22 protein-coding genes and 1 tRNA gene are annotated in these 23,935 nt (G+C 67.6%); 9 read left to right on the top strand and 14 right to left on the bottom strand.

The genetic code is table 11. The features are described 5' to 3' along the window. Nucleotides 1-117: 117 nt before the first annotated feature. Together NQK81_RS30040 and NQK81_RS30035 are read right to left on the bottom strand one after the other, a co-directional pair. Nucleotides 118-1,512: a S1C family serine protease gene (locus tag NQK81_RS30040; protein WP_257484164.1), complete on the bottom strand. Its 1,395-nt coding sequence runs from the start codon at nucleotides 1,510-1,512 to the stop codon at nucleotides 118-120. Between the two features lie 85 nt (nucleotides 1,513-1,597). Beyond that, complete coding sequence (locus NQK81_RS30035) at nucleotides 1,598-2,398, bottom strand: DeoR/GlpR family DNA-binding transcription regulator (protein WP_257484163.1); 801 nt, start codon at nucleotides 2,396-2,398, stop codon at nucleotides 1,598-1,600. Nucleotides 2,399-2,479: 81 nt separating this feature from the next. Here NQK81_RS30035 and NQK81_RS30030 point away from each other — a divergent pair, with 81 nt between their 5' ends. Continuing rightward, nucleotides 2,480-2,863, top strand: coding sequence for a VOC family protein (locus NQK81_RS30030; protein ID WP_257484162.1), 384 nt, complete (start codon nucleotides 2,480-2,482; stop codon nucleotides 2,861-2,863). Here the strand turns inward: NQK81_RS30030 and lspA are convergent. From lspA to NQK81_RS30005, 5 genes are all read right to left on the bottom strand, one after another. Then, nucleotides 2,841-3,359 (bottom strand): signal peptidase II, encoded by a 519-nt coding sequence (gene lspA / locus NQK81_RS30025; RefSeq protein WP_257484161.1) that lies wholly within the window; start codon nucleotides 3,357-3,359, stop codon nucleotides 2,841-2,843. The two genes, NQK81_RS30030 and lspA, sit on opposite strands and share 23 nt — an antisense overlap. Before the next feature lie 22 nt (nucleotides 3,360-3,381). Continuing rightward, entirely contained in the window at nucleotides 3,382-4,806 is a 1,425-nt protein-coding gene (locus NQK81_RS30020) for a HAMP domain-containing sensor histidine kinase (RefSeq protein WP_126736830.1), read from the bottom strand. After that, nucleotides 4,803-5,495: a response regulator transcription factor gene (locus tag NQK81_RS30015; protein ID WP_037340466.1), complete on the bottom strand. Its 693-nt coding sequence runs from the start codon at nucleotides 5,493-5,495 to the stop codon at nucleotides 4,803-4,805. The genes NQK81_RS30020 and NQK81_RS30015 overlap by 4 nt, the downstream gene beginning before the upstream one ends. 85 nt (nucleotides 5,496-5,580) lie before the next feature. Next, nucleotides 5,581-6,195, bottom strand: a complete 615-nt coding sequence (locus tag NQK81_RS30010) for a trimeric intracellular cation channel family protein (protein ID WP_192743658.1) — start codon at nucleotides 6,193-6,195, stop codon at nucleotides 5,581-5,583. Beyond that, the gene (locus NQK81_RS30005) at nucleotides 6,195-6,848 is read right to left on the bottom strand and encodes a response regulator (protein ID WP_005155565.1); all 654 of its coding nucleotides are present in this window, start codon (nucleotides 6,846-6,848) and stop codon (nucleotides 6,195-6,197) included. Before NQK81_RS30005 ends, NQK81_RS30010 begins: the two co-directional genes overlap by 1 nt. A gap of 360 nt (nucleotides 6,849-7,208) precedes the next feature. Between NQK81_RS30005 and NQK81_RS30000 the strand changes: the two genes are divergently transcribed. Continuing rightward, nucleotides 7,209-7,284, top strand: a tRNA-Arg gene (locus tag NQK81_RS30000). A gap of 105 nt (nucleotides 7,285-7,389) precedes the next feature. On the opposite strand, the gene NQK81_RS29995 is transcribed toward NQK81_RS30000, so the two are convergent. Then, on the bottom strand, nucleotides 7,390-9,045 hold the full coding sequence (locus NQK81_RS29995) for a DUF2075 domain-containing protein (protein WP_257484160.1): 1,656 nt from the start codon (nucleotides 9,043-9,045) through the stop codon (nucleotides 7,390-7,392). A 508-nt stretch (nucleotides 9,046-9,553) separates the two neighbouring features. Between NQK81_RS29995 and NQK81_RS29990 the strand changes: the two genes are divergently transcribed. Continuing rightward, nucleotides 9,554-11,455: a DNA/RNA helicase domain-containing protein gene (locus NQK81_RS29990; protein ID WP_257484159.1), complete on the top strand. Its 1,902-nt coding sequence runs from the start codon at nucleotides 9,554-9,556 to the stop codon at nucleotides 11,453-11,455. 6 nt (nucleotides 11,456-11,461) lie between these two features. Here NQK81_RS29990 and NQK81_RS29985 read toward each other — a convergent pair whose 3' ends face one another. From NQK81_RS29985 to NQK81_RS29970, 4 genes are read right to left on the bottom strand one after another with little or no spacing between them, the layout of a single operon-like run. Continuing rightward, entirely contained in the window at nucleotides 11,462-11,905 is a 444-nt protein-coding gene (locus tag NQK81_RS29985) for a hypothetical protein (RefSeq protein WP_257484158.1), read from the bottom strand. A gap of 2 nt (nucleotides 11,906-11,907) precedes the next feature. Further along, nucleotides 11,908-13,089 (bottom strand): DUF6973 domain-containing protein, encoded by a 1,182-nt coding sequence (locus tag NQK81_RS29980; protein ID WP_257484157.1) that lies wholly within the window; start codon nucleotides 13,087-13,089, stop codon nucleotides 11,908-11,910. Then, nucleotides 13,086-13,382 carry a hypothetical protein gene (locus NQK81_RS29975; RefSeq protein WP_034305792.1) on the bottom strand — a complete coding sequence of 99 codons (297 nt, stop codon included), beginning with the start codon at nucleotides 13,380-13,382 and terminating at the stop codon, nucleotides 13,086-13,088. The genes NQK81_RS29980 and NQK81_RS29975 overlap by 4 nt, the downstream gene beginning before the upstream one ends. 58 nt (nucleotides 13,383-13,440) lie before the next feature. Further along, on the bottom strand, nucleotides 13,441-13,827 hold the full coding sequence (locus NQK81_RS29970; RefSeq protein WP_257484156.1) for a EutQ-related cupin domain-containing protein: 387 nt from the start codon (nucleotides 13,825-13,827) through the stop codon (nucleotides 13,441-13,443). Nucleotides 13,828-13,905: 78 nt separating this feature from the next. Here NQK81_RS29970 and NQK81_RS29965 point away from each other — a divergent pair, with 78 nt between their 5' ends. Next, nucleotides 13,906-14,484: a TetR/AcrR family transcriptional regulator gene (locus NQK81_RS29965; protein WP_257484155.1), complete on the top strand. Its 579-nt coding sequence runs from the start codon at nucleotides 13,906-13,908 to the stop codon at nucleotides 14,482-14,484. An 11-nt stretch (nucleotides 14,485-14,495) separates the two neighbouring features. After that, nucleotides 14,496-15,755 carry a plasmid pRiA4b ORF-3 family protein gene (locus NQK81_RS29960; protein WP_257484154.1) on the top strand — a complete coding sequence of 420 codons (1,260 nt, stop codon included), beginning with the start codon at nucleotides 14,496-14,498 and terminating at the stop codon, nucleotides 15,753-15,755. Here NQK81_RS29960 and NQK81_RS29955 read toward each other — a convergent pair. Next, entirely contained in the window at nucleotides 15,726-16,196 is a 471-nt protein-coding gene (locus tag NQK81_RS29955; protein WP_257484153.1) for a molybdenum cofactor biosysynthesis protein, read from the bottom strand. The two genes, NQK81_RS29960 and NQK81_RS29955, sit on opposite strands and share 30 nt — an antisense overlap. Next, nucleotides 16,175-16,669 (bottom strand): peptide-methionine (S)-S-oxide reductase MsrA, encoded by a 495-nt coding sequence (msrA, locus tag NQK81_RS29950; RefSeq protein WP_126736822.1) that lies wholly within the window; start codon nucleotides 16,667-16,669, stop codon nucleotides 16,175-16,177. Before msrA ends, NQK81_RS29955 begins: the two co-directional genes overlap by 22 nt. Nucleotides 16,670-16,777: 108 nt before the next feature. On the opposite strand from msrA, the gene NQK81_RS29945 reads away from it, so the two are divergent. The 4 genes from NQK81_RS29945 to NQK81_RS29930 all read left to right on the top strand — a co-directional run bounded on the left by NQK81_RS29945 (nucleotide 16,778) and on the right by NQK81_RS29930 (nucleotide 23,882). Beyond that, nucleotides 16,778-17,104, top strand: a complete 327-nt coding sequence (locus NQK81_RS29945; RefSeq protein ID WP_257484152.1) for a hypothetical protein — start codon at nucleotides 16,778-16,780, stop codon at nucleotides 17,102-17,104. Nucleotides 17,105-17,191: 87 nt separating this feature from the next. Further along, nucleotides 17,192-18,685 (top strand): TIGR02677 family protein, encoded by a 1,494-nt coding sequence (locus tag NQK81_RS29940; RefSeq protein WP_257484151.1) that lies wholly within the window; start codon nucleotides 17,192-17,194, stop codon nucleotides 18,683-18,685. Next, nucleotides 18,682-19,902 carry a TIGR02678 family protein gene (locus NQK81_RS29935; protein WP_257484150.1) on the top strand — a complete coding sequence of 407 codons (1,221 nt, stop codon included), beginning with the start codon at nucleotides 18,682-18,684 and terminating at the stop codon, nucleotides 19,900-19,902. The genes NQK81_RS29940 and NQK81_RS29935 overlap by 4 nt, the downstream gene beginning before the upstream one ends. Next, on the top strand, nucleotides 19,899-23,882 hold the full coding sequence (locus tag NQK81_RS29930; protein WP_257484149.1) for a TIGR02680 family protein: 3,984 nt from the start codon (nucleotides 19,899-19,901) through the stop codon (nucleotides 23,880-23,882). The genes NQK81_RS29935 and NQK81_RS29930 overlap by 4 nt, the downstream gene beginning before the upstream one ends. Nucleotides 23,883-23,935: the final 53 nt, after the last annotated feature.

Raw genomic sequence — 23,935 nt, 5'->3', positions numbered from 1 at the left:
TAAAAAAGAGCCACACGCGACCGGGATTGGCAGCCGGTCGCGCGTGGCTCTTCGGGTCCGGCCCGCTGGGGGTTCGAGCCGGAGCTGGTCTCGGCCGCGCACTGCGGCCGAGCGTCTCTAGTTCGGCGTGACGGGCTGTCCGCCGAGGGTCACCTCGATGACCTTGTCCCCGCTGAGCGTGAACTTCACCTTGTCGTTCGGCGCCCTGGTGCGGATCTCGGCGACGAGCGCGTCCGCGTTGGGGATCGGCCGGTCGTCCAGCTTCGTCACGACGTCACCGGATTTGAGGCCGGCCTTCTCCGCGGGGCTGCCCGGCGAGATCTCACCGAGCTGCGCCCCACCGGTCGGCGCCGTCTGCACTCGCGCGCCGATGAAGGTCTGCGTCGCCTGGCCGGTGTTGATGATGTCGTCGGCCGTGCGGCGCGCCTGGTCGATCGGGATCGCGAAGCCGATGCCGACGTTGCCGCCGCTCTCGCCGCCCTGGCCCTGCGCGGACCTCGGGCTGTAGATCGCCGAGTTGATGCCGATGACCTGGCCGGCCATGTTCGCGAGCGGGCCGCCGGAGTTGCCGGGGTTGATCGCCGCGTCGGTCTGCACCGCCGACATCACCGTGGTCTGGTCGCCGTTGCCGCCGGCGCTCACCGGCCGGTTCAGCGCGCTGACGATGCCCGACGTGACCGTGCCGGTCAGCTCGAACGGCGAGCCGATGGCGACCACCGGCTGCCCGACGCGCAGGTCGTCGGAGCGGCCGAGCTCCACCGGGGTCAGGCCGCTGACGCCGCTGACCTTCACCACGGCGATATCCGTCGTGGGGTCGCGGCCGACGATGGTCGCCGTGCCCTTCTTGCCGTCCTGGAACACCGCCTGGATCTGCCCGCCGCCGGCGGCGACCTCGACGACGTGGTTGTTGGTCAGCACGTAGCCGTCGGTGCTGAGCACGAAGCCGGAACCCTCGCCCGCACCCGACCGGCCGGACACCTGCAGCTCGACCACGCTCGGCGAGAGCTTCTGCGCCACGGATTCGACCGAACCGGCGGGCAGGTTGCCCGTCTGCTGGGCGGGCTTCGGCGCGTCGAGCGCGTTCACCGCCGAGCCGCCGGAGGCGTCACCGGTCAGGTAGCCGACCGTGCCGCCCGCGACCCCGCCGACGACCAGCGCGATCGCCGCGACACCGGCGAGCAGCTTGCCCGATGTGGACTTCTGAGCCTGCCGCTGCTGCGGGACCGCGTACACCGACGGACCCGGCTGGGTGAACGGCGTCTGCTGGCCCGGGATCTGGTGCCCCTGCGTGGGCGCGTGCTGAGCCTGCGGGGACCAAGGGTTGTACTGCTGCTGTTCCTGGGAGTAGGCCTGCTGCGCTCCGGTGTGCGGAGTGGCATGGCCGCCGAGGCCGGTCGCGTCGGGCTGCTGCGGCGCGGGCTGAGCCCAGTTCGCGCTCTGCTCCGCGTCCGGCTGAGCGACGGCGGGCCGCGCCTTCTCGGCGTCCTGGCCGCTGGGGTCGTTCTCGGTCATGTCTTCACCTTGCGGGATGGTCCTGAGAAGTTCCTGAGCCAATGCTGTGCATCGCACATGAGTATGGCGCCAACGGCCGCCGGCTTCACGCTTCTTCGGCTTCCGCCGCCTCCACCGTTTCGGCGATCATCAGCTCACCCGCCTGCTCGGTGAGCGTTTCCCTTGCCTGATCGGAAAGACCGTCGTCCGAGACGACGACGTCGGCCTCTTCGAGTCCGGCGATCGTGGAGATGCCGACGATGCCCCATTTGGTGTGGTCGGCCAGCACGACCAGCTTGCGGCCCGCCTCGACCAGCGCGCGGTCGGTCTCGGATTCGGTGAGGTTCGGCGTGGTGAACCCGGGCCCGTCGGCCATCCCGTGCACGCCGAGGAAGACGACGTCCAGGTGCAGCGACCGCAGGCTCTGCACGGCGACCGGCCCGACGAGGGCGTCCGACGGGGTGCGGACGCCCCCGGTGAGCACCACCGTGCGATCCGGCTGGTTCGCGCCGCGCAGCACGTCGGCGACCTGGATGGAGTTCGTGACGATCGTCAGGCCGGGGATCCCGTCGAGCGCCCTCGCCAGCGTCCACGTGGTGGTGCCCGCGGAGACGCCGATCGCGGTGCCCGGCCGGACCAGCCCGGCGGCGAGCGCGGCGATGGCCTCCTTCTGCGCGCGCTGACGCACGGATTTGGCCTCGAAACCGGGCTCGTCGGTGCTCTTGCCGACGACGGAGGTGGCGCCCCCGTAGACCTTCTCGACCAGACCGCGGCCGGCGAGCACGTCGAGATCGCGGCGCACCGTCATATCGGACACGCCGAGCCTCACCACGAGGTCGCTGACCCGGACCGCACCGGTCCGGCGCGCCTCCTCGAGGATCACCGCCTGTCGCTGCCGCGCGAGCACGAACCCTCCTCCATCAACTACACAAAATCCTACGCGATCAAACATGGCGCGACGAGTCGAGCGGACTGCCACCATGAGGCCATGGCCAGGCTTCGCGACGTCGTCTTCGACTGCCGTCATCCGGCTTCGCTCGCCCGTTTCTGGGCGGCCGCGCTCGACGGCTACGAAATCGCACCCTATGACGAAGAAGAGCTTGATCGCCTTCGTTCGCTGGGATTTTCGGGCCCTGAGGACGACCCTTCGGTGCTGGTCGAAGCAGCCTCGGGACCGCGGCTGTTCTTCAATCTGGTTCCGGAATCGAAGACCGTCAAGAACCGGGTGCATCTGGACCTGACCGGCGACAGCGTCGAAAGGCTCGTCGCACTGGGCGCGCGCGTACTCGCGCGTCCCGAAGACGGCTTGGTCGTGCTCGCGGATCCGGAAGGGAACGAGTTCTGTCTCGTTACTCCTCCGCCGTCTCCTTGACGCCCTCGATCGGAACGCCGCGGAAGCTCAGCACGAAAAGCGAGACGGCGCCGAAGAACAGCGCGATGTCGGCGACGTTCCCGACGAACCAGCCGTTGTAGTCGATGAAGTCGACGACGTGGCCACGTGCGAAGCCGGGCTCGCGGAACAACCGGTCCCCCAGATGCGTCGTCGCGCCGCCGAGCAGCAACCCGAGCGAGATCGCCCAGCCCGCCGACCGGACCTTGCGGGAGATCCAGAGCAGCGCGACCACCGCGACCGCGGCCAGGATCGCGAAGATCCAGGTGGAGTTCGCGCCCAGCGAGAACGCCGCGCCCGGGTTGTAGAGCAGCCGGAACCGGATGAAGTCGCCGATCACCGGGATCGGGGCCTGGCCGGTGAGGGCGTCGACGGCCCACCATTTGGTCAGCTGGTCGGCGGCCAGCAGCACCGCCGCCACCAGCAGTGTCCACAGCAGACGGCGGGGCGGCATCTCAGGCGCGTTCTCGGTGCTCATCACTCGTCAGAGTAATCACCTGTCAGGCCGGGGCTCCCGGGAGCCGCAAGGTCATCAGCGCGCCACCGGTGGACGCGCGGCCCGCGTAGACGTCGCCGCCGTGCCGCTGCGCCGCGTGCTGGACGATGGCGAGGCCGAGGCCGGAACCGGGCAGCGTCCGCGCCTCCGAAGAGCGATAGAAGCGGTCGAACACCTTCGGCAGGTCCTCGTCGGCGATCCCCGGCCCCGAGTCCTCGACTTCGAGCACCGCGGTGCCGTCGCCGACCGGGTACAGCCGGACCCCGACCGTCGATCCTTCCGGCGAGAACTTCACCGCGTTGTCCAGCAGGTTCAGCACCGCGCGTTCCAGCGCGCTGGTGTCGCCGGTGAGCACCCACGGCTGGAGCGAGACGTCGAACTCGATCTCGCCCGCGCGGCGGCGCGCCCTGTCCAGCGCGCGCTCGACGACGTCGACCATCTCGACCCGCTCGTGTTCGATCCGCGGCTCGTCCTGGCGCGCCAGCTCGACGAGGTCGCCGATCAGCTGGGTCAGCTCGTCGAGCTGACCGCGGATGTCGGCCTCGATGTCGCTGCGGTCCTCGTCGGACAGCGTCCGCGCGCCCGGCCTGCTCGCGGACAGGAGCAGCTCCAGGTTGGTACGGAGCGACGTCAGCGGGGTGCGGAGCTCGTGGCCGGCGTCGGCGACGAGTTGCCGCTGCCGCTCCTGCGATTCGGCGACCGTGCCCAGCATCGTGTTGAAACTCTGGGTGAGGCGGGCGAGTTCGTCGTCGCCGCTCACCGGGATCGGCCGCAGGTCACCCGTGGTGGCGACACGTTCCGCCGCCGACGTGAGCCTGTCGACCGGCCGCAGGCCCGCTCTCGCGACGGCCGTTCCCGCGGCCGCCGCGACCAGGATCCCGGCGCCGCCGATCAGGAACAGGACCACCGAAAGCTCGTTCAGGGTGCGCTTCGTCGGCCCGAGCGACTGCGCGAGCACCATCGCCTGGCCGTCGCCCTGCGGGAGGGCGACGACGCGGCTGTCGGTCCTCGGGTCGGTGCGCAGGGAGAACGCCTTGTCCCCGGAGGCGACCGCGATCTCGTCCTCGCCGTACGGCGGGCGGCTCCCGGACTGCGGATAGGTCAGCCGGACCTTCTCCCCGACCGTCAGCTGGCCGATCTGCAGGTCCGCGCTGGCGAGGAAGGCGCCGGGCACCTGCTGCAGTTCGGTCTGCACCTGGGGCGACTCGACCGCGGCCTGCGCACGGGCGAGCAGGTTGTCGTCCACCTGCTGGTAGAGGTTGTCGCGCACGACGAGGTACGCGCCGAGCGACACCAGCGCCACCGCGCCGGCCACCGAAGCGGCCGCGAGCAGCGTGACCCGGCCTCGGAGCGAGAACCGCCGCGTGCCCCAGCGGTCGCCGCGCGGATCCTTTTCGGACACGTCGACGACCGGGACCGGTTCGGTCACGGCGGGGTTTCCCTCAGGACGTAGCCCACTCCCCGCACCGTGTGGATCAGCCTCGGTTCGTTCCCAGCCTCGGTCTTTCGGCGCAAATAGCCGACGTAGACCTCCAGCGCGTTGCCCGACGTCGGGAAGTCGTATCCCCACACTTCCTCCAGGATCCGGCTGCGGGTCAGAACGTGCTTGGGGTAGGAGAGGAACAGCTCCAGCAGGGCGAATTCGGTCCTGGTGAGACTGATCTCCCGCCCGGCCCGCCGCACCTCACGCGTCCCCGGGTCCAAGGTGAGGTCCGCGAACGAGAGGACCTCGGCGTTCTGCCCGGCCTGCGGATCCGGGATCGCCCGGCGCAGAAGCGCGCGAAGGCGCGCGAGAAGCTCTTCGAGCGCGAAGGGCTTCGGCAAGTAGTCGTCGGCGCCGGCGTCGAGACCGGACACCCGGTCGGAGACGGTGTCCCGCGCCGTGAGGACGAGGATGGGCAGGTCGTCACCGGTGCTTCGCAGCCGGCGGGCGACCTCCAGGCCGTCGAGCCGCGGCATCATCACGTCGAGGACCATCGCGTCGGGTCTGTTGGCGATGATCGCTTCGAGGGCCTGCGCGCCGTCCCCGGCCAGCTCCACCTGGTAGCCGTTGAACTCAAGGGATCGCCTGAGTGATTCACGGACGGCCCTGTCGTCGTCCACTACGAGGATGCGCATGGCGACAGTCTTACGCAGAGTGCTGAGACTCGCCTAAGAACACACACAGAACCAACAAAGGAAATCCGGCGATCCGGAAGACGTTTCAGCCGGTCTCGGGCCCTTTCGCAACAGGTGCGTTCCATCTACGCCACAAAGCGAGCATCCGGACCCCCACGACGGCGGCGGCTGCTACCACCGTCACCGGCCCCGGCGGCAGTCGCAGAGCGTGACCGATCACGACGAGTACGGCCCCCGCGAGCGCCGCGACCGCGTAGATCTCCTTCCGCAGCACGAGCGGGATTTCCCGCAGCAGGAGATCACGCACAGCGCCGCCGCCGATACCCGTGGTCATGCCGATCAAGCACGCCGCGTAGGGAGTGGCGCCCGCGTTCAACGCGATGGTGGTCCCCGCCGTCGCGAACACCCCGAGCCCGAGCGCGTCGGCGAGCAGCACCGCGCGCCGCAACTTCGCGATCTGCGGATGGAAGACGAACACGACCAACGCCGTCCCGCCGCAAACGGCGAGATAAGGCCAGGTCCGCAGGGTCGTGGGCGGCGTGATCCCGAGCAGGACGTCACGGATGACCCCGCCGCCGAGCGCGGTCGTCAACCCGACGACGACCACCCCGAAGACGTCCAACCTGGCCCGCACCGCCGCGAGAGCCCCCGAAGCGGCGAACGCGATCAAGCCGAGGAACTCGAGCGCGGTGAGGATCATTACTGGTCGAGCAGGCCACCGCGGTAGGCCAGCAGCGCGGCCTGCACCCGGTTCGCCGCGCCGATCTTGGACAGGACAGCCGAGACATACCCCTTGACCGTGGCCTCGGACAGGTGAAGGCGCCCGCCGATCTCCGCGTTGGACAGCCCCTGCCCGATCAGCCCGACGACCTCACGCTCCCGCTCGGACAGCGACGCGAGCAGCTTGCGCGCCGGCTGCGCGGCCCGCTGCTCGTCCCGATGCGACTGGACCATGCGCGCCGCGACCCCAGGGTCGAGCACCGCGCCACCCCTCGCGAGGTCGCGAACCGCCCTGAGCAGCGCCGCCGGGTCGATGTCCTTCAGGAGGAAGCCGTTCGCCCCGAGCCTGAGCGCGAGACTGACGTAGTCGTCGATGTCGAACGTGGTCAACATGGCCACGGTCGGCGGATCCGGCAGGGCCAAGATCGCCCTCAGCGCGCGAATGCCGTCGTCAGGCGCCCGCATCTTGATGTCGAGCAACGCGACGTCAGGGTGGTACCTCCGGGCGACCTCGACCGCTGATCTCCCGTCGCTCGCCTCGCCCACGATCTCGATATCGGCAGCGCCCGACATCATGGCACGCAGGCCCGAACGGACCAGTTCCTCGTCGTCGGCGAACATGAGCTTGATCAACGAAGCCCTCCGGCAGCCGGGGGAGCGGCGTCTCGCGTCCCGTTAACGAAGATTACCTACTGTTGTTCAGGGTTTCGAAACCAGACACGTACGAGTGACCCGCGCGGGTCATCTGTGTCGATCTAGGCGTCGATTCAGACCCTGTTCTCCTGCTGGAGAGTGTCGCTGGTCGGGGGTGGATCCGCAGGTCGAGTGTCACTGGGCGGCCAGTGTCGCTGTCCGGCCGCTCTTCTCGGGGCACCTGCCGCGCAACCGCCGTTCGGGGCATTCGGGGCCGGCCGCTTGGTCCGCCCGGGTGTGACTTGCGACCTCGCGCTCGGGCGGCTCGCGTCACCCGGTAGGCTGCGCCTGGCAGTACATGCCCTCGTAGCTCAGGGGATAGAGCACCGCTCTCCTAAAGCGGGTGTCGCAGGTTCGAATCCTGCCGGGGGCACCACCAGCACCCACGGCGGAACTCATGTGCCGCGACCGCCCCTGAGAGCGCAGGCCGCCTGGTCGACCGGGTCGTGATCCGGCCCTCATGAGCGACAGTCGCCGGCTCTCAACGCGCGAATTTCCGAAGAATCCGGTTCGTTGCCGGATCTTTCGAGTAGAGGCACACGCCCTGCAGGCCCCGGGTCATCAACACCTTGTACGTGTTCCGCACCAACCGGTCGAAATCTGCATCCTTGGCCGTATTCACCCGATCATCTTTCGACGAACCGCTGTCCGAGACCCAATCGCGCTCACGAATAATCAAGTCATCGCCAAAGATCACGCCTGCCCAGTCGTATTCGAAACCCTGGGCACTGTAGATACAACCGACTTGCCCGAAACCACGTGGGTCGGAGGCCCACAACGACGACGACGGAACACCTGGAACGGGCGCCTCCGGCCTGGCGTTCCACGGACGCGACCATCCACCGATCTTCACGTCATCGACCAGCCGACGAGTGCCATCGTCCTCGACGGGCTGACTCCAGTCCCAGCAGAACCCTGCCGTCATCCTCGCATTCCCACCACGAAGGTCCGCCTGCTGAAGGAGCCATGCCTCAAGTTCTTGAGGCGACTCCGCCGCATCGACCACGTACTCGTCATCACTTCCCGCAACCAGCTCGGACCAGACGATCGGGCGCTCGGGGCTCAGACGCAAGAGGCGCCTGACCCATTCGTCGAACTTGTCCGACCCACCACACCGAAACTGCCCGTCGAGGCGGATGTCGAGAACCTCATGCCCCTTGAGGTTCACCATGTCAGTGATGTATTCCCTGGTACCGACTTCGCCGGGACGCACGACCTGATGCTCGTCGAGCAGGAAAACGGGAACCCTGGCCACGTCGATGAGCTCATCGATCTGGCCGCGGAACCTCCCTCGCACACGATCGGGAAGTCCACGGACACGATGGGCTTCATCGCAGAGCAACACGTCCAGCGAGTTCTCGCGCTTCGAGCCGAATTGATTGAAATACTTGAACATCTCGTCGAGACGCTCATCGCCGGCAACGGTCGCTCGCAGCGTCTCCGTAAACGCCTTCGAGCCTGTCGCATGCAGGACCCGCCTGTTACGACGAGCGAGGGCGGCGAGAAGGGTTATCGCTATCGCGCTCTTTCCCGAACCCGGACCGCCACTGACGAGGACCACCTTTTTCTTGCCCTCAGAGGAACCCTTGGAGTCCGCTTTTTCAAGGGCCCCCATGACCGATTCATAGGCCACTTGTTGTTCGTCGAGAAGAATAAACTCATCACGTTTCTCAAAGGTGCTGGCAGCCATCGTCAACAGGTTCCGAGCCGGGGTGTGCCGAGCAGCGAGAAGGTCCACCGCCGCCTCACGCGCACCAGCGGCCGAACCAGCGTCAGTGTCAAGAAGAGAACAGAGGAACTTGGCCAGGTCCTTCTGCGTGTCAGCCGCGAAGAGCTCCCCCAAACCATCGGCACGGGTCTTGTCCATTTGCCAGGCGGGATCATAGACGGCGTCGTGCAGGTAGGCGATTCCCTTCACCAATCGCGGCGCACGCGCGAATCGAGGCGTGAAGTCAAGGAGCTGGCGGCAGTAGCGCCGGACCTGTTCGGACGGATGCAAGACGGGCTGCGCAGCATCATCCGACATCTTGACCAGCCCCTCGCCCACCAACTCCATGCGTCGCCATTGCTTCAATTCCACCAGCACATACGACGGTTCCTCCGTCTCCGGATGCACACCGCACAGAATCGCGTCCACTCGCTTAGGACTGAAGGGGAGCCGATACTCGAGAAGCACCTCGACATGACCCAGCCCGATGGCACAAAGAGTCTCGGCGAGGACCGGGAGGCTGCGCCGCCACGAACCGACTTCACCGTTCCTTGTCGAAGCGCTGTAATCGACCCTTGCATGTATAGCGAGCTTCGCTATGAAACCTTCATAGCCCAACGCCACCCGCAACTCGGCAGCGGTCTTCCTTACCGGCAAAACGTCCTCCCCCAAGGCTCGCGTCGCGCAGTCACTCTTAGTCAGAGTCCAACGTGTGGGCTCACACTAGTGAGCTATACCCTGGCCACGAACCGGGGGTGGAGATGGCGGCTGCCACGTTGTGCGAACCCATCTGTAACCGAAACTTCCCCGGCCCGGTGAACCGCGGCGGGGAGAGCGATCCACTAACCTGGACAGGAACGGTCCGACGGACACCGAGTCACCTCGTTGTTGTCCCCCATCCGTACGTCGATGACGCACGCCCTGGGGAGGGGACGAGGTGGCACTTGCACGCGGCCGAGCAGCCGATCTTCTGATCGAGGCCAGGACGGGCAACCTGCATCAGAGGCTGCGCGAGCAGTCCGGGTACGTGCTCGGCACCAGAGCGGGCACGAGCGAGGTCGTCTCTTGGCAGAAGAGCCTTCCCGTCCTGCTCAACGACCTGGTCGATGCGGGGCTCGGAGACGTCGAAGTCCTCCTCGAGCACCAGCTTCCCCACAGCAGGCAGCGCGTCGACGTGATCCTGTGCGGAACCCATCCCCGTACTGGGCAGAGCTCGTTCGTGTTCCTCGAGCTCAAGCAATGGTCGAAGGCCGAAGTACACCTTGCCCAGGTGCTCGACATCCCCGGCCTTCCCGGTCTGCACCTCCACCCGGTGGAACAGGTACGCGGGTACTGCCAGTACTTCGTGGACCACACTCCAGCACTCGCCGAGCGTCCTCAGGCAGTCCACGGGATCGCGTACCTGCACAATGCCCGCCGCACCGATATCGACGGTCTCCTCCAGTACAAGGTCACCGAATACGGGCGACTGTTCACGATGGACGACAAGGCCGACTTCCATCAGGCCTTGAACGCCGTACTCGACGAATCGGTCAACCGAGCGAGCAACCTCGCCGCGGGCGACGAACTCCTCGGCTTCGAACACCGCCCGACCAAGCCGTTGCTGGCGCTCGCGGCCGCGGAGATCCGGGATCGCGAGCAGTTCGTCCTGCTGGACGAGCAAAAGGTCGCTTACGAATTGGTGATGCAGGCAGTCGAACGTTCTCGCGCCGCACAGACTCGTACTGTCGTCATCGTCGAGGGTGGTCCCGGTTCAGGTAAAAGCGTGATCGCCCTGAGCCTTCTCGGCGATTTGGCTCGTCGTGGTCTGGCCGTCCACCACGCGACCGGCTCCAAGTCCTTCACCCAGACGATGCGAAAATACGCTGGCCGTGGAAGCACACGCGTACAGGGCCTGTTCAAGTACTTCAACACCTACGTCGGTTGTCAGCCTCGAGAACTCGACGTCCTCATCTGCGATGAAGCACACCGCATTCGAGAAAAGGGCGTCACGCAGTACACGAAGAAGGAGCAGCGCGATCGAGCTGGCCGCCAGATCAACGAACTGATCAACGTCGCCACGGTGCCGGTGTTCCTGCTCGACGAGAATCAGATCGTGCGGCCTGGCGAGATGGGTTCGTTGCGTGAGATCTCCGCCGCGGCCGAGTCACTCGGTTGCAAGGTGGAGGTCGTCCGCCTGCACGACCAGTTGCGCTGCGGTGGTTCAGTCTCTTACGACACGTGGGTGGCACGACTGCTGGGACTGGGCCAGAACGTCGAACCACCTGTCCCCTGGAGCAAGCTCGCAGGGCCGCTGGACGCAGGGATCACGGTGGCGAGCGCCGCCTCACCCCAAGCTTTGGAGTCGTGGGTGCTGCATCAAAAGGAGTTGCACGGCGGAGTGCCCCGGCTCGCCGCCGGCTTCTGCTGGCCTTGGAGTGATCCAGTGATGACTCCGGATGGCCGCGCGCTGGTCGACGACGTCAAGATCGGCGGTTGGCAGCGTCCGTGGAACGCGAAATCGGAACGGAACAAGGCCGTGGCCGGTGTCCCGGAATCCAACTACTGGGCCACGGACGAACGCGGTTTCGGGCAGGTGGGCTGTATTTACACCGCCCAGGGATTCGAGTACGACTGGTCCGGGGTCATCTTCGGCTCCGATCTCGTTCGTCGCGACGGTATGTGGGTTCCCCAGCGCCAGAACTCCGAGGACAGTGCCGTGAAACGGGCCGACGAACTGCATTTCGGCGCGCTGATCAAGAACACCTACAAGGTGCTACTCACCCGGGGGATGCGTGGCACTGCCGTTTATTCGACCGATCCCGAGACCCAAGCTTTCTTGGAAGAGATGACCCGGTAGCCCTTATCAGCCCGCGGGACGGCCGTCCGGGTCCGTCATCGTGATCGCCCCACCCTGCGCCCGCAGCACCACATCGGCCCGGTACTTACCCTCGCCGAGGGCGGCCAGAGTGCCGAGGCTGACCATCCGCGTAGTGGCTCCGTCCCGGTCGAATACCAGGAGGTTGCCGTCCTGGACGTAGTCCCCGCTGTGTGTGCCATCGCCCTCGACCGTGACGGGACGGCCGAGTTCGCGTTCGATTCGCGCGCCGGAAGCGGGGCCGGTGAGGACGTGCACCGACGTCCAATCGCCGGGGGCCAGTTCCTTGAGCGGACGCGAGCCGCCCGACCTGGCGAGTTCGCCGATCGTTTTTTCGAGACCTTCGTCGAATTCCACTGTCACTCCTGGGGTGCTCGTGCCACAGCCCGCCACGAGGGCGAGCAGGGCGAGCAGAGTCACTATCAAGCGCATGGTCAGTATTGGTCCGGATACGCCGACGGGTCGCCGGGGTCGTGGTCGTCGTTGCGCCCCGGATTGTCCGTGGGCCAAGGCTTGTTCTTGGTTTCGCGGGTCTCGCCTGGAGGCGATTCGTTGGACGATACCAGTGTGTCGTTCTTGTCGATGACCACCATTTTGCCGTCCTTGACGGCTTGTTCGATCAGATTCGCCATCTGCTCGGGACTGGCGTCCGGGTTGGCCCGGGCGATCGCGCGGCCGACTTCGTTGTTGTGCAGGTCCATGGCCACCGGGACGTGGTGGCTGCTCGGGTTCCGCTCGTGCGCCGTGGCGAAGTCGCGGGCCCATTCTTCTCCGTACCGCTGCGTCATCATCGCGTTCCAGTAAGCGTGGCGGAACGCGTCGGCGTGCCCGTCGGTCAGGCCTTTGCCGTCGAACTTTCCCTCGGCGACGTGCAGGGCGTCCTGCCGGATGTCGGCGAATTCCTTGAGCCCGAGCAAGCCCTTGCGCATCTGCAGATCGTCGAGCAGCTTGGCTTCGGACTGGGTGATCTTCTCCTTCGAGAAACCCGCTCGTTCCGCGAGCCAGCCGGTCAAGCCGCTCGGCCACACTGTCGTGCCGTCCGTTTTGACCTGGTACTTCGCCAGGAGATCTCGGTGTCGCTGTTCGTCGGCGATGCGGTCTTCACCTGCCGCGGCGGCCGCCGCCAGCGTCGTCGCGCCGGCGTCACCGATTTCGCCTGCCATGATGCGCTTGAGCACCGAATTCAGTTCGGCGTCGACCTGGCCGGCGCGGGCCAGAATGGCTTCCACCTCGACCTGCACCAGCATGCTGGAGAGAAATCCACCGGCGTTTTCGGTCTCGACGACCTTGCCGTTGTCGATCCGGAAACCGTTCTTGGCGGCGAAATCCTCGGTCGTCTCGACGCTGCGCACCAAATCGCGCACCGCTTGCTCGGTGTCGTCGATGATCTTCACGGCCGCGGACAGGCGTGCCGCGAGATCCTCGAGTTCCTGACAGCGGGCCCGCAAATTCTCAGCTGCCGCATCCGCCGCCTCGCCGGCCCAGCCGGCGGGTTTGGCGCCGTCGATCTCGTCCTGCAAACCGAGCACCTGGCGATTCTGTGCGGCCAAGTGGTCACCGATCTGCCCTATCCCGTCAGCCTTCCATTGGCTGACATCGGCCCAGGTGACCATCATCGACCACCTGTCCCGTCGAATTCCTGTTCACCGGCATCGTCTCGCACCCGGTACGCGGTCGCGGCGGTGGTCAGCGACGCCGCGTAGGAATCCACTCCCTTCGCCCAGACACCGATCGAGTTCTCCCAATGTGGACCGAGCTCGGCGGCGGTCTTCGCCGACTCGCTTCCGGTCAATGCGCCGGAAAGCGCCGCCACCCGCTCAAGATCCAGCTCGCGAACGATTCCCGCGGCACGCTTTGCCTGATCAGCGGCGTCGCGCAGGGCTTTCGGATCAGCTTCGAACCCCGTCATGGAACCCCTCCCCCTCAGAGCGAGGCTACTTGTCCCATTTGGGAGGTTCAAGCCGCCGTCAGGCCTCATGGAAATCGTCGAGACGGTGGGCTTCGACTGAAGATTCCGTAGCCGCCAGCCAATGCGAATAGGTGACATAGACCAGTTCCGTGTCCTCATCGGCCACGTAGACCACCTCAGTGCCGGAACGCAGGTAAATCACCTCGCCTGCCCGAGCTGTCACCGAGCCCGAAGGGCCTTCGACGGTGAAAACCCCGGAAGTTATGACGAGAGCCTCGTCGTAGGTCATCTTCCACGGGTTCTTCTCCCCTTTTCCGTAGCGGGCGAAGCCGACGGACATCGCCGCGCCACTGTCATGCGCGAGGACGTCGGCCAGGAAGATCCGCTGGTCGAGCCGCTGGAACCAGGTTGAAGCGTCGTCGCTCGTGAAGTGTTCGACGGACATGCAAGTCTCCTTAAGTGGAACTTCTTCCACTTAGTTAACTGGAGAACTTTCCACTTGTCCACCGGTTAGGCTGACCGAGTGCTTCCCATCGCAGGGTCCGGGCCGATAGAGCGGGCCGACGCGGCTCGCAACCGGCAGAAGATCGTCCGCGCGGCGGCCAAGCTCGTTGCGGCCAAAGGGATCGACGGGCTCGCGTTGGACGAGGTCGCGGCGGAGGCGGGCGTCGGGATCGGGACCGTGTATCGCCGGTTCCCGGACAAGGGCGCGTTGGCGCAGGCGTTGCTCGACGAGAACGAGCGCGAGTTCCAGGAAGCGTTCATCAGCGGGCCGCCGCCGTTGGGGCCAGGAGCGCCAGCAGGCCAAAGGCTCAGCGCGTTCCTGGAAGCGTACGTCGACAGGCTCGAGACCCACGGCGAACTGCTGATGGTCGCGGAGACGGAGACGCCGATGGCGCGGTTCGTGACCGGCGCGTACCGGCTGCACCACAATCATCTGGTCACGCTGATCAGCGAGATCGAGCCGGAAGCGGACGCGCATTTCAGGGCCGACGCGCTGCTCGCGCCACTGGCGGCGGCACAATACGTCTACCAGCGGCGAAGCATGACGCCTGAACAGATCAAGGCCGGTTTGAGCGACCTGTGCCAGCTGGATGACTAGTGTCCTGTGGCATGGTTCCAGCGGTGAAGCCCGAACTGGTCGAGCAGGTGTGCGCGTTCACCGAATGGGTGGGCGCGGGACGAAAGCTCACCCAGACCGGGCGTCTCACCCTGGCTGACGCCAAGGAACTGGTGCCGTTGTTGAAGACCGGTGACGTGCTCGAGCAGACCATCGGCGACCACGTGTACCGGACCAGGTCGAGCGAGCATCTGCCCAACCTGATGCTCGTCGTGGAGTGCGCCAAGGTGGCGCGGCTGGTCCGCAAGACCGGGCAACGGCTGGTGCCGGTGAAGAAGAATCAGGCGCTTCTCGATGACCCGCAGAAGCTGTGGTTCGCGTTGTTCACCGGGTTCGACCAGCTCGGTCAAGCATTCCTGCACAGCGGATTCAGCGAGTCACTGCTGCGCCGGGAGTTCGCCGACGGCAGCCGCGCCGCGTTGGCGTCGTTGTACGGCGCGGACGGTGCTGTCCCGATCGCGAACTTGTGCACGACCGTCCGGAATGTCGTCAGCGCGCCCTACATCTTGGACGACCTCACCGAATTCCAGTCTGAGATGTTGCGGAGCACGAACGACCGCGACACCAAGGAAACGCTCGAGGTCCTACAGCGATTGGGAGCAGTGACCCTCCGCGGCGACTCAGCCGAGCTGACCGAACTCGGCCGGTCCGGTATGCGGCGGATCTTGGGCGAGCCGGAAGCCGGTGATCCGATCTACCAGGTGAAGATCACTCTGCTGGAAATCGAAGGTCTCCCGGTGTGGCGACGAGTACTGGTTCCGGCGGCCATTCCGCTCGACCGGCTGCACGTCGTCATCCAGGCCGCGATGGGCTGGGAGAACTACTACCTGCACCACTTCGTCGATGGGGAGACCTACTACGGCGAGGCCGAGGCTGAACTGCAGTACCGAGATGAACGGAAAGTGCGACTGGACGAACTGGTGAAGCCCGGTGGCCGCCTCGTGTACAACTACGACTTCGGCGATAGCTGGGACCACGAGATCCTCGTCGAGGAAGCCACGGTCGCCACGTCCGATGGGCGTTACCCGCGGTGCATCGCGGGCCAAGCGGCGTGCCCGCCGGAGGACGTCGGCGGAACCGGAGGGTATGCGCGGCTGATCCAGATCCTCGAGGATCCCGGACACCCGGAACATCAGGACGTACTCGGCTGGCTCGGTCTCGACGACCCTGGCCAGTTCGATCCCGCGCATTTCGACCTGGACGGCGCCAACCAACGCCTGACCCTAGGAGATCTCTACCGGCCCAACGCGTAAGACGCCGTCGTCCAGCGGCACGCACCGTTTCCCGCCGCGGCCTCGCAAAGCCGCGAAAGTCCCGCGCGGGTAGACGACGTCCATCCAAGCGCAGGGATTCGCGGGCCGGTGGACCTCGAAGCGCACCGGACCGTCGCCGGAGTCCAAAGCCACCACCGAACCCCGCGGCAGAGCGTCCACGTCGAAGCCCGAGAGCACGATGTTCCGCCGGGCCAGCAGCGGATCACCGGGGACAGCAGCAGAGAAGAGCGTCACCGCGGCGGAACGATGTGCGGGATGGTTGAAGTACCGGTCCCCGACCAGCCCCAGTCCCGCGCGCACCTCGACATGGTCGCGCGAGACCGGGGACGGGTCAGGGCGTGCCCCCGAGGAGGGACGGCCCTCGTACGCGTGCACCGAAGAGACGTGCAGCGCGACGATCAGCGCTCGCCGAGCTGCCATTCCGGCCGCACGTAGTGGCAGGTGTAGCCGTTCGGGATGCGCTCCAGGTAGTCCTGGTGCTCCGGTTCGGCCTCCCAGAAGTCACCGGCCTGGGTCACCTCGGTGACCACCTTGCCCGGCCACTTGCCGGAGGCGTCGACGTCCGCGATCGTCTGCTCGGCGACCTGCTTCTGCTTGTCGTCGGTGTAGAAGATCGCCGACCGGTAGCTCGTGCCGATGTCGTTGCCCTGGCGGTTGCGGGTCGTCGGGTCGTGGATCTGGAAGAAGAACTCCAGGATCTGCCGGTACGACAGCTGGGCCGGGTCGAAGACGATCTCGATGGCTTCGGCGTGCGAGCCGTGGTTGCGGTAGGTCGCGTTCGGCACGTCGCCGCCGGTGTAGCCGACCCTGGTGGACACGACCCCGGGGTGCCGGCGGAACAGGTCCTGCATACCCCAGAAGCAGCCGCCCGCGAGAACAGCCTTTTCCGTCACTGTGGATCTCCTTCGGTCGTTGACACCCAGTACAACGTGTCGCACCGTCCCTGTCATCCCCGTCCAAGTGTGACGGAACGCTTACGTCCACCGTGCGTCTCACGGTAGGTGAAAACCCTGCTCGCGGTCCTCGCCCTCCTCCTGGCCGGCTGCGCGACGAACCCGCCCAGCCCGACACCGGAAGAAGCCTTCCGGTTCGGCGGGATCTCGATGCCTGCCAGCGGCAAGGTGCTGGAGACGCGGCACGACCGCGGTATCGACACGAGGTATGTGGTCGTCGCGACCCTTCCGGCGGAGGACGTGCCCAGGCTGCTCGAAGCGTCGGGCTTCGCGCCCGGGGTGATGAACGACGACCGGGTCGTCGAAGGGCGTCACGTCTACCGCAAGGTCACCATCGAGGGGACAACCGTGCGCCTGGAGATGTTCACGACGTGAGCACTCTGCGTGAAAAAGACGGTCCGTTCGGACTCGTCTGGGTGACCCCCTAACGTGTAGCTCCACGCACCAGCCGCCGGAGGACGCATGGATCCGATCCGTGTTCCGCCCGAGATGTTCCGTTTCACCGACGGCAGCAGATCCGGGCTCCCCCTGGCGATCCTGCACGCCTTCGGCGAGGCGAACGAGCGGCTGGAGACGGCGCTCGGGATCGACGACGTCCGCACGAGGCTGCGTGAAGTCGGCTGGCTGGAGACGCTCGACGACGATGACCTCGTCAAAACGCTGGACCACCTCAAGGACCAGGGCCATCTGGAAACCGTTCAGAGCCACGCGGGCGACTACCGGACGGCGTCGGAGTACGAGCGCCGCAATCTCCAGTACTCGCTGAGCCGGCAGGGCGAAGCGGCGTACGCGGGGGTTGTCCGCGCGAACGAGGTACTCAACGCGTCCGGGGCGCTGCAGACGGCGACGCTCGAGGCGCTGGGTGAGCGGCTCGGCGAGCTCGTGAAGCAGCTCGAAGACGGCACGGACCGGCGCGTGTTCAGCACGCTCACCGAAGTCGAGAGCCACCTCGAAGCGTTCCGCGACAACACCAAGCGCTTCAACGGCGACCTCCAGCGCCTCCTGCACGCCGAAGCCGACCTCGCGACGTTCCACGAGGTCAAGGCGGCGACGGTCACGTATCTGCAGGAGTTCCTGAACGACCTGGAACATCACACGCATACGATCGCCACCCGGATCAAGGAGGTCGACGACCACGGCGTCGAGCTGGTGCACCGGCGGGCGCTCAACGGAGCGTCGCTGCCGAACCCCGATGCGCGTTGGATCGACGTCCGCAAGGCGCGCTGGGACGGTCTTCGCGCGTGGTTCCTGCCAGAAGACGGGACGACGCCGCGGGTCGAGGACCTCCACAACCTCGCGCGGCGGGCGATCATCACGCTTCTCCAGGTCCTGGACCGGATCACCGAATCACGGCGGCGCGCGAGCAGCGCGGTCGCCGATTTCCGCGAGCTGGCGCGGTGGTTCACCGTCGTCCCGGCGCAGGAGGACCTGCATCGCCTGTGGTCCACGATGTTCGGGCTGAGTTCCGCGCGGCACGCGCATCTCGCCCACGCGGACCCGGAAGTGGTCAGCACGACGGCGTCGTGGCTCGACGCGCCGCCGGTCGAGGTGTCGGAACTGCTTCGCTCCGCGGGCCGCACCGAGCGGTTCACCAGGACCGGCCGGATTCGCGACGTCAGCGCGATCAGAGCCGCGAGAGCCGTAAAGGCCCTACAGGAACGCGCCGAACTCGAAGCGGCGTGGAACATGCTCGACACCGGCGGAGTCGTGCGGCTTTCGGCGTTCGAGAAGCTCGACCACAGCGTTTTCGAGCGGCTGCTCGACCTCATGGGGCAAGCGCTGGGCAGCGCCGTCGGCGCGGACGGCACCCGGCGGAGCACGACGTCGGACGGCCAGATCGAGATCGTCCTGCGGCCGCCGCGGAACGGCGCGGTCGCCCGCCTGACCACCACGAGCGGCGTCTTCCGGGGCCCCGACTTCGAAATCGAGATCAGTACGGCCGGAGGCGGTGCGTGAGCCTCACCAACCAACTGGTCATCGCGGAACGCGAAGAGGTCGCGCGCGGGATCCGGGCCCTGCTGGCCACCCCGCTGATCGGCGAACGCGGCGCCCCCGAGACCTTCGACCTCATCCGGCGCCGCCGCGAGCCCATCCGGCAGTGGTTCGACTACTACTGCGGCTGGACGCTCACGGTCGAACCGCGGCTCGGCTACGCGCGGCTGGTCAAGGTCCGCGCGGCCACCGACCCAACGCGCCCGGCGCGGCGGCTGCGGTCCGGGCGTGCCGCGTTCGACCGGCGCCGCTACGTCCTGCTGTGCGTGGTGGCCGCCGAACTGCTGACCGTGCCGGTGACCACCATCGGCCTGCTCGCCGGCCGCGTCGCGCAGGCGAGCGCCGCCGACGACCTCGTCACCACCTTCGACGTCGCCACCAGGGCGGAGCGTCTCGCCTTCGTGGACGTCCTCAAACTCCTGGAGTCCTACGGCGTCCTCGAAGCCGCTGACGGCGACCCCGAGTCCTTTGTGGACGATCCGGCGGCGAAGGTGCTCTTCAGGGTGGACGCGACCCTCTTGCTGCGGTTGCTCGCCGCGCCGGTCGGGCCGTCCCAGCTGGCCGTGCCCGCCGACGACGTCGCGCTGCGGTTCGAGGAACTGCTGGAGGCGGTGTCGCACGAGCAGCGCTACGGCCTCTCGTCGGGCCGCCACGAGGACACGCCGAGCGCGTCGGACGTCCAGCGGAACCTGTGGCTGCGGCACACGGTCTTCCGCCGTCTCGTCGACGACCCGGTGCTGTACTTCGCCGAGCTGACCGCGGAAGAGCGCGCGTACCTCGGCACGCCGACCGGGCGCCAGCTGCTGCGGCGAGCCGCGGAACAGGGCGGCTTCGTCCTCGAAGAACGCGCGGAGGGCGTGCTGCTCGTCGACGTCGACGGGCTGGCCACCGACGAGCGGTTCCCGGACGACGGCAGCAACGCCAAGGTCGCCGCGCTCCTGCTGCTCGACGTGCTGGACGAGCCGCGGACCACCGACTACCTGCAGAAGGCCACCGCCAAGCTGCTGAAACGCTTCCCGCGCTGGGCCAAGACGTACCGGGGCAGGGACGGGGTGCGGCGGCTGACCGTCGACGCGCTCGCCGTGTTGACCGGCTTCGGCCTGGTCTGCACCGAAGCCGAACTCGTCCGGCCGCTCCCGGCCGCCGCGAGGTACACCGACCGCACCGAGGAGGCGCCGTGACCGTGACGAGGTGGATCCCCTCCCGTGCGGGCATTCTCAACATCTGGCGCTACTACGACGAGATCTTCGAGTTCCACGACGGGCGCCTGCTGTTGCGCGGCCCCAACGGGAGCGGGAAGTCGAAGGCGCTGGAGCTGCTGCTGCCGTTCCTGTTCGACGCGAGCCTGCGCGCGAACCGGCTGTCGACCTTCGGCACCAGTGAACGCAGCATGCACTGGAACCTGATGGGTGAAGGCGCTTCCGGCGCCACGCGCGTCGGGTACGTCTGGCTCGAATTCGGCATGGCCGGCGAGAAGTGGTTCACCTGCGGCGCTCGGCTGCAGGCCAGCACGCACACCAGCACGGTGCACGCCGACTTCTTCACCACCGATCTGCGGGTGGGCGACGGCTTGCCGCTGGTCAACGAGGCCGGCCAGCCGCTGACCAAGAACGCGCTGGAGGAAGCCCTCGGCGAGCACGGGACCGTGCACGACGGCGCGGCCGAGTACCGTGCGGCGATCCGCGCGAAACTGTTCCCCACCTTGAGCGAACAGCGCTACGACGCGCTGATCACCGCGCTGCTCCAGCTGCGGATGCCCAAACTCTCGCAGCGGCTCGACCCGAGCCTGCTGTCCAACCTGCTGTCCCGCGCGCTTCCGCCGTTGGGCCAGCAGGAGATCGCGGATCTCGCCGAGGGTTTCGAGCGGCTCGACGCGCAACGCGAACGGCTGGGCTCGCTGGAGACCGAGGTCGACGCGACCCGCGCGCTCGCCGCACGGCAGAAGACCTACGCCCAGCGTGTGCTGCGCGCGGGCGCCGCGAACCTCATCACCGCGACCACCGAACTCGACGAACTCGCCGCGGCCGCCCGCCGTTCGGCCGAGGAGTACGACGAGGTCGCCGCGAAGAAGGAAGCCGCCGAGGAACTGGCGGCGAAGCTCGAAAAGGACGTCGAGGAGACCGAAGCCCGCCTGTCCGGGCTGACCGAATCCGAGTCGTACCGCAAGGGCCAGGAGCTCGACAAGCTGCGGCAGCGGGCCTTGTCCACGCGCGAGAAGGCTGAAGCACTGCGTGCGGACGCGGATCGGCTCCGCGCCGAGGCGGACGCCGACGAGGAGCGCTCGCGGGCGGCGAAGCAGGTCGCGAAACGACAGGCCGACCTCGTGCGTTCGCTGGAGACCGAGGTCCGCGCCGCCGCGACCCGCGCGAACCTGGCCGGGGTGCACGACGAACTCGTCGCCGGACTGAACGAACCGGCCCGCCTCCGTCCGCTGCTGCAGGCCGCCGTGCGCGGTAAGCGCGACCAGGTCGAGACGCTCGGCCGGGCGCTGGACAAGCATGAACGCGCGGTCGGCCGGCGTCATCAGGCCGAGGCGGATCTCGACCGGGCGCGGTCGGATTTCTCGGCCGCGCAGGAGCGAGTGGACCTCACGACGGCGACGCGGGAACTCGCGCTGAGCGATCTGCGCACCCGGCTCGCCGAATGGGCGATCGGCTGCCGCGAGCTGCGGTTCCCCGATGTCGAGGCGGTCGTCCGGGACGCCGAGGCGGAGGTCGCGCTCCTGGGCAGGCTCGGCATCGTCGCCGAGACCGTGCTCGAAGACATCATCCGGCGGGAGGCGGCGACCGGTGCCGCGCTGGCCGCCGCGCGCGCCGAACACGACGAACTGCTCGTCGAGGCCGGCGTGCTCGAAACGGAGGACGTCCTCGCGCCCGAGCCGCCGCGCACCCGCACGACGGACCGCACCGAAATGAGCGGCGCGCCGCTGTGGCGGCTGGTCGATTTCGCGGGCTCCGTCCCGGAAAGCGCCCAGGCGGGGATCGAGGCCGCGCTCGAAGGCGCCGGTCTGCTGGACGCCTGGGTGAACTCCCACGGCGTCGTCGACGGGCACGACGTGCTCGCCGAAACCGGGACGCTGCCGGTGGCCACCGGCCGTTCCCTCGCCGACGTCCTCGTACCCGAACCCGACGCGGAGCTTTCCCCGGCGAAGATCCGCCGGATCCTGGAAGTGATCGCCTTCGACGACACGCTCCCCGCCGGACCCGCCGCGATCGGCGCGGACGGCGGCTGGCGGATGGGCGGCCTGTCGGGCAGCTGGACGAAGGACGCTCCGGCGTACATCGGCGCCTCTGCCCGCCTCCGCGCGCGGGAACGCCGGATCGCCGAACTCCGGGACAAAATCTCTCTTCGCGAGAAGACCGTCGCCGAACTGGAAGGCGAGCTGGCCGCGCTGCGCGGCAGGCGCGAGCTGATCAAGATCGAACGCGCCGCCCGTCCCAGCCACGAAGATCTCCTTGCCGCGACGGGAGAACTGACCGCGGCCGAGGCCGAGCTGACCGCCGCCGACGCCGCCGTCCGGCATCTGGAGTCCGCCGTCTCCGCGCTGGAGATCGAGGCCAAGACCGCGCTGCACGAGCTGACCGCCCAGGCTTCGGAGAGCGGGCTGCCGACCGAACGCGCGCCGCTGGCCGCGCTCGCCACGGCCCTGCGCACCTACTCCGACCAGGGCGAGAACTGGTTGTACGAGCACGGGAACCTGCTCACCGCGAACCAGCGGGCCGAGCTGTGCGCCGAACAGGCGGACCGGTCGGAAGCGAACGCGGCCCGGCGTGAGGACGAGGCTGCCGAGGCGGAGGCCGAACGCGTCAAGCTCACGGCGATGCTCGAAGCGATCGAAGGGACCGCGGGCAGCGGCCAGCGCGAGGTGCTCGCGGAAATCGACGGGCTGCGCACGAAACTGCGGGAACTCTCGGCCGAACTCCGCGCCGCGAACGCCGACGCCAAGGAGCTCGCGGTATCGCTGGGCGCGCTCGGCGTCCGCCGCACGACCGACGCGCGGGCCCGCGAGGACGCCGCCAAGAAGCAGGACGCGGCCGCGCTCCGGTTCCGGAAGCTCGCGACCGGCGTCTTCCCCGCCGACGGCGGGATCGAGGACCTGCCGAAGTTCCAGGCCACCCTGTCCGCCTCCGAAGGGGTGCGCTCGGCGCTCGAAACCGCCCGGCTGGTCGCCGCGGCGTGGCCGTCGGTGCCGCACGCGCCGAGCAACCTCGGCGAGGCGCTGCACCGGCTTTCCGAAGCCGTGCACACCTGCCGGAACACGCTCAGTTCGCGGGCGGAACTCGATCTGGAGACCGACGAGGACGTCCAGATCTTCACCGCCGTCGTCGACGGGTTGCGGGTCGGCGCGGCCGAACTGCTGAAGATCCTTTACGCGGAAGCGGAAAAGAGCAGGCACGAGATCACCGACCGGGAAAGCGACCTGTTCGACAAGACGCTGACCGGTGACACCCGCCGCCATCTCGCGGCCCGTATCCGGCAGGCCAACGACCTCGTCGACGGCATGAACGCGCGGCTGGAACGCGTGCGGACCGCGTCCAGGGTGGCCGTCCGGCTGGTCTGGCAGGTCTCCCCCGATCTGCCGCCGGGTACCAAGACCGCGCGGGATCTGCTGCTGAAGGATCCGGACCAGCTGACCGCCGAAGATCGTGTGTCCCTGCACAAGTTCTTCCGTGAGCGCGTCGAGCAGGCGAAGGCGGACGACACGGCGACCAGCTGGGAGCAGCAGCTCGCGCAGGTCTTCGACTACACGTCCTGGCACCGGTTCGTGGTCAAGGTGGACCGCGCGAACGGGGCAGGCTGGCAGCTGCTGACCAAGAAGCTGCACGGCGCGCTGTCCGGCGGGGAGAAGGCGATCGCGCTGCATCTGCCGCTGTTCGCCGCCGTCGCCGCGCACTACCAGGCCGCGCCCGAGGCGCCGAGGGTGATCCTGCTCGACGAGGTGTTCGTCGGCGTCGACACGACCAACCGGGGGCAGGTGTTCGGCCTGCTGTCCGAACTCGACCTCGACCTGATGCTGACGTCGGACCACGAATGGTGCACCTACGCCGAACTCGGCGGCGTCGGGATCCACCAGCTCATCACCGGCGGCGACGGCGACGACGCGGTCACCACGGCCCGGTTCACCTGGAACGGTCACGACCTCCTGCCCGCCGGGCATTAGCCTGAGCGGCCCCAAAGCCGGGCGCAGCGGGGTTCTTTCCGCCGTTCTTCCTT

Origin of the sequence: Amycolatopsis roodepoortensis, from assembly GCF_024628825.1 — a bacterium.
In the GTDB taxonomy this organism is placed as follows: domain Bacteria; phylum Actinomycetota; class Actinomycetes; order Mycobacteriales; family Pseudonocardiaceae; genus Amycolatopsis; species Amycolatopsis roodepoortensis.
The sequence above is the reverse complement of the archived record's forward strand: the minus strand, read 5'-3'. Positions and strand labels throughout refer to the sequence as shown.

Bases quoted from the DNA above. Each gene is read 5' to 3' on its own strand.
- NQK81_RS30040 (WP_257484164.1), bottom strand. From the start codon at position 1,512: ATGACCGAGAACGACCCCAGCGGCCAGGACGCCGAGAAGGCGCGGCCC.
- NQK81_RS30030 (WP_257484162.1), top strand. From the start codon at position 2,480: ATGGCCAGGCTTCGCGACGTCGTCTTCGACTGCCGTCATCCGGCTTCG.
- lspA (WP_257484161.1), bottom strand. From the start codon at position 3,359: ATGAGCACCGAGAACGCGCCTGAGATGCCGCCCCGCCGTCTGCTGTGG.
- NQK81_RS30015 (WP_037340466.1), bottom strand. From the start codon at position 5,495: ATGCGCATCCTCGTAGTGGACGACGACAGGGCCGTCCGTGAATCACTC.
- NQK81_RS30010 (WP_192743658.1), bottom strand. From the start codon at position 6,195: ATGATCCTCACCGCGCTCGAGTTCCTCGGCTTGATCGCGTTCGCCGCT.
- NQK81_RS29985 (WP_257484158.1), bottom strand. From the start codon at position 11,905: ATGCGCTTGATAGTGACTCTGCTCGCCCTGCTCGCCCTCGTGGCGGGC.
- NQK81_RS29980 (WP_257484157.1), bottom strand. From the start codon at position 13,089: ATGATGGTCACCTGGGCCGATGTCAGCCAATGGAAGGCTGACGGGATA.
- NQK81_RS29975 (WP_034305792.1), bottom strand. From the start codon at position 13,382: ATGACGGGGTTCGAAGCTGATCCGAAAGCCCTGCGCGACGCCGCTGAT.
- NQK81_RS29970 (WP_257484156.1), bottom strand. From the start codon at position 13,827: ATGTCCGTCGAACACTTCACGAGCGACGACGCTTCAACCTGGTTCCAG.
- NQK81_RS29960 (WP_257484154.1), top strand. From the start codon at position 14,496: ATGGTTCCAGCGGTGAAGCCCGAACTGGTCGAGCAGGTGTGCGCGTTC.
- NQK81_RS29955 (WP_257484153.1), bottom strand. From the start codon at position 16,196: ATGGCAGCTCGGCGAGCGCTGATCGTCGCGCTGCACGTCTCTTCGGTG.
- NQK81_RS29940 (WP_257484151.1), top strand. From the start codon at position 17,192: ATGGATCCGATCCGTGTTCCGCCCGAGATGTTCCGTTTCACCGACGGC.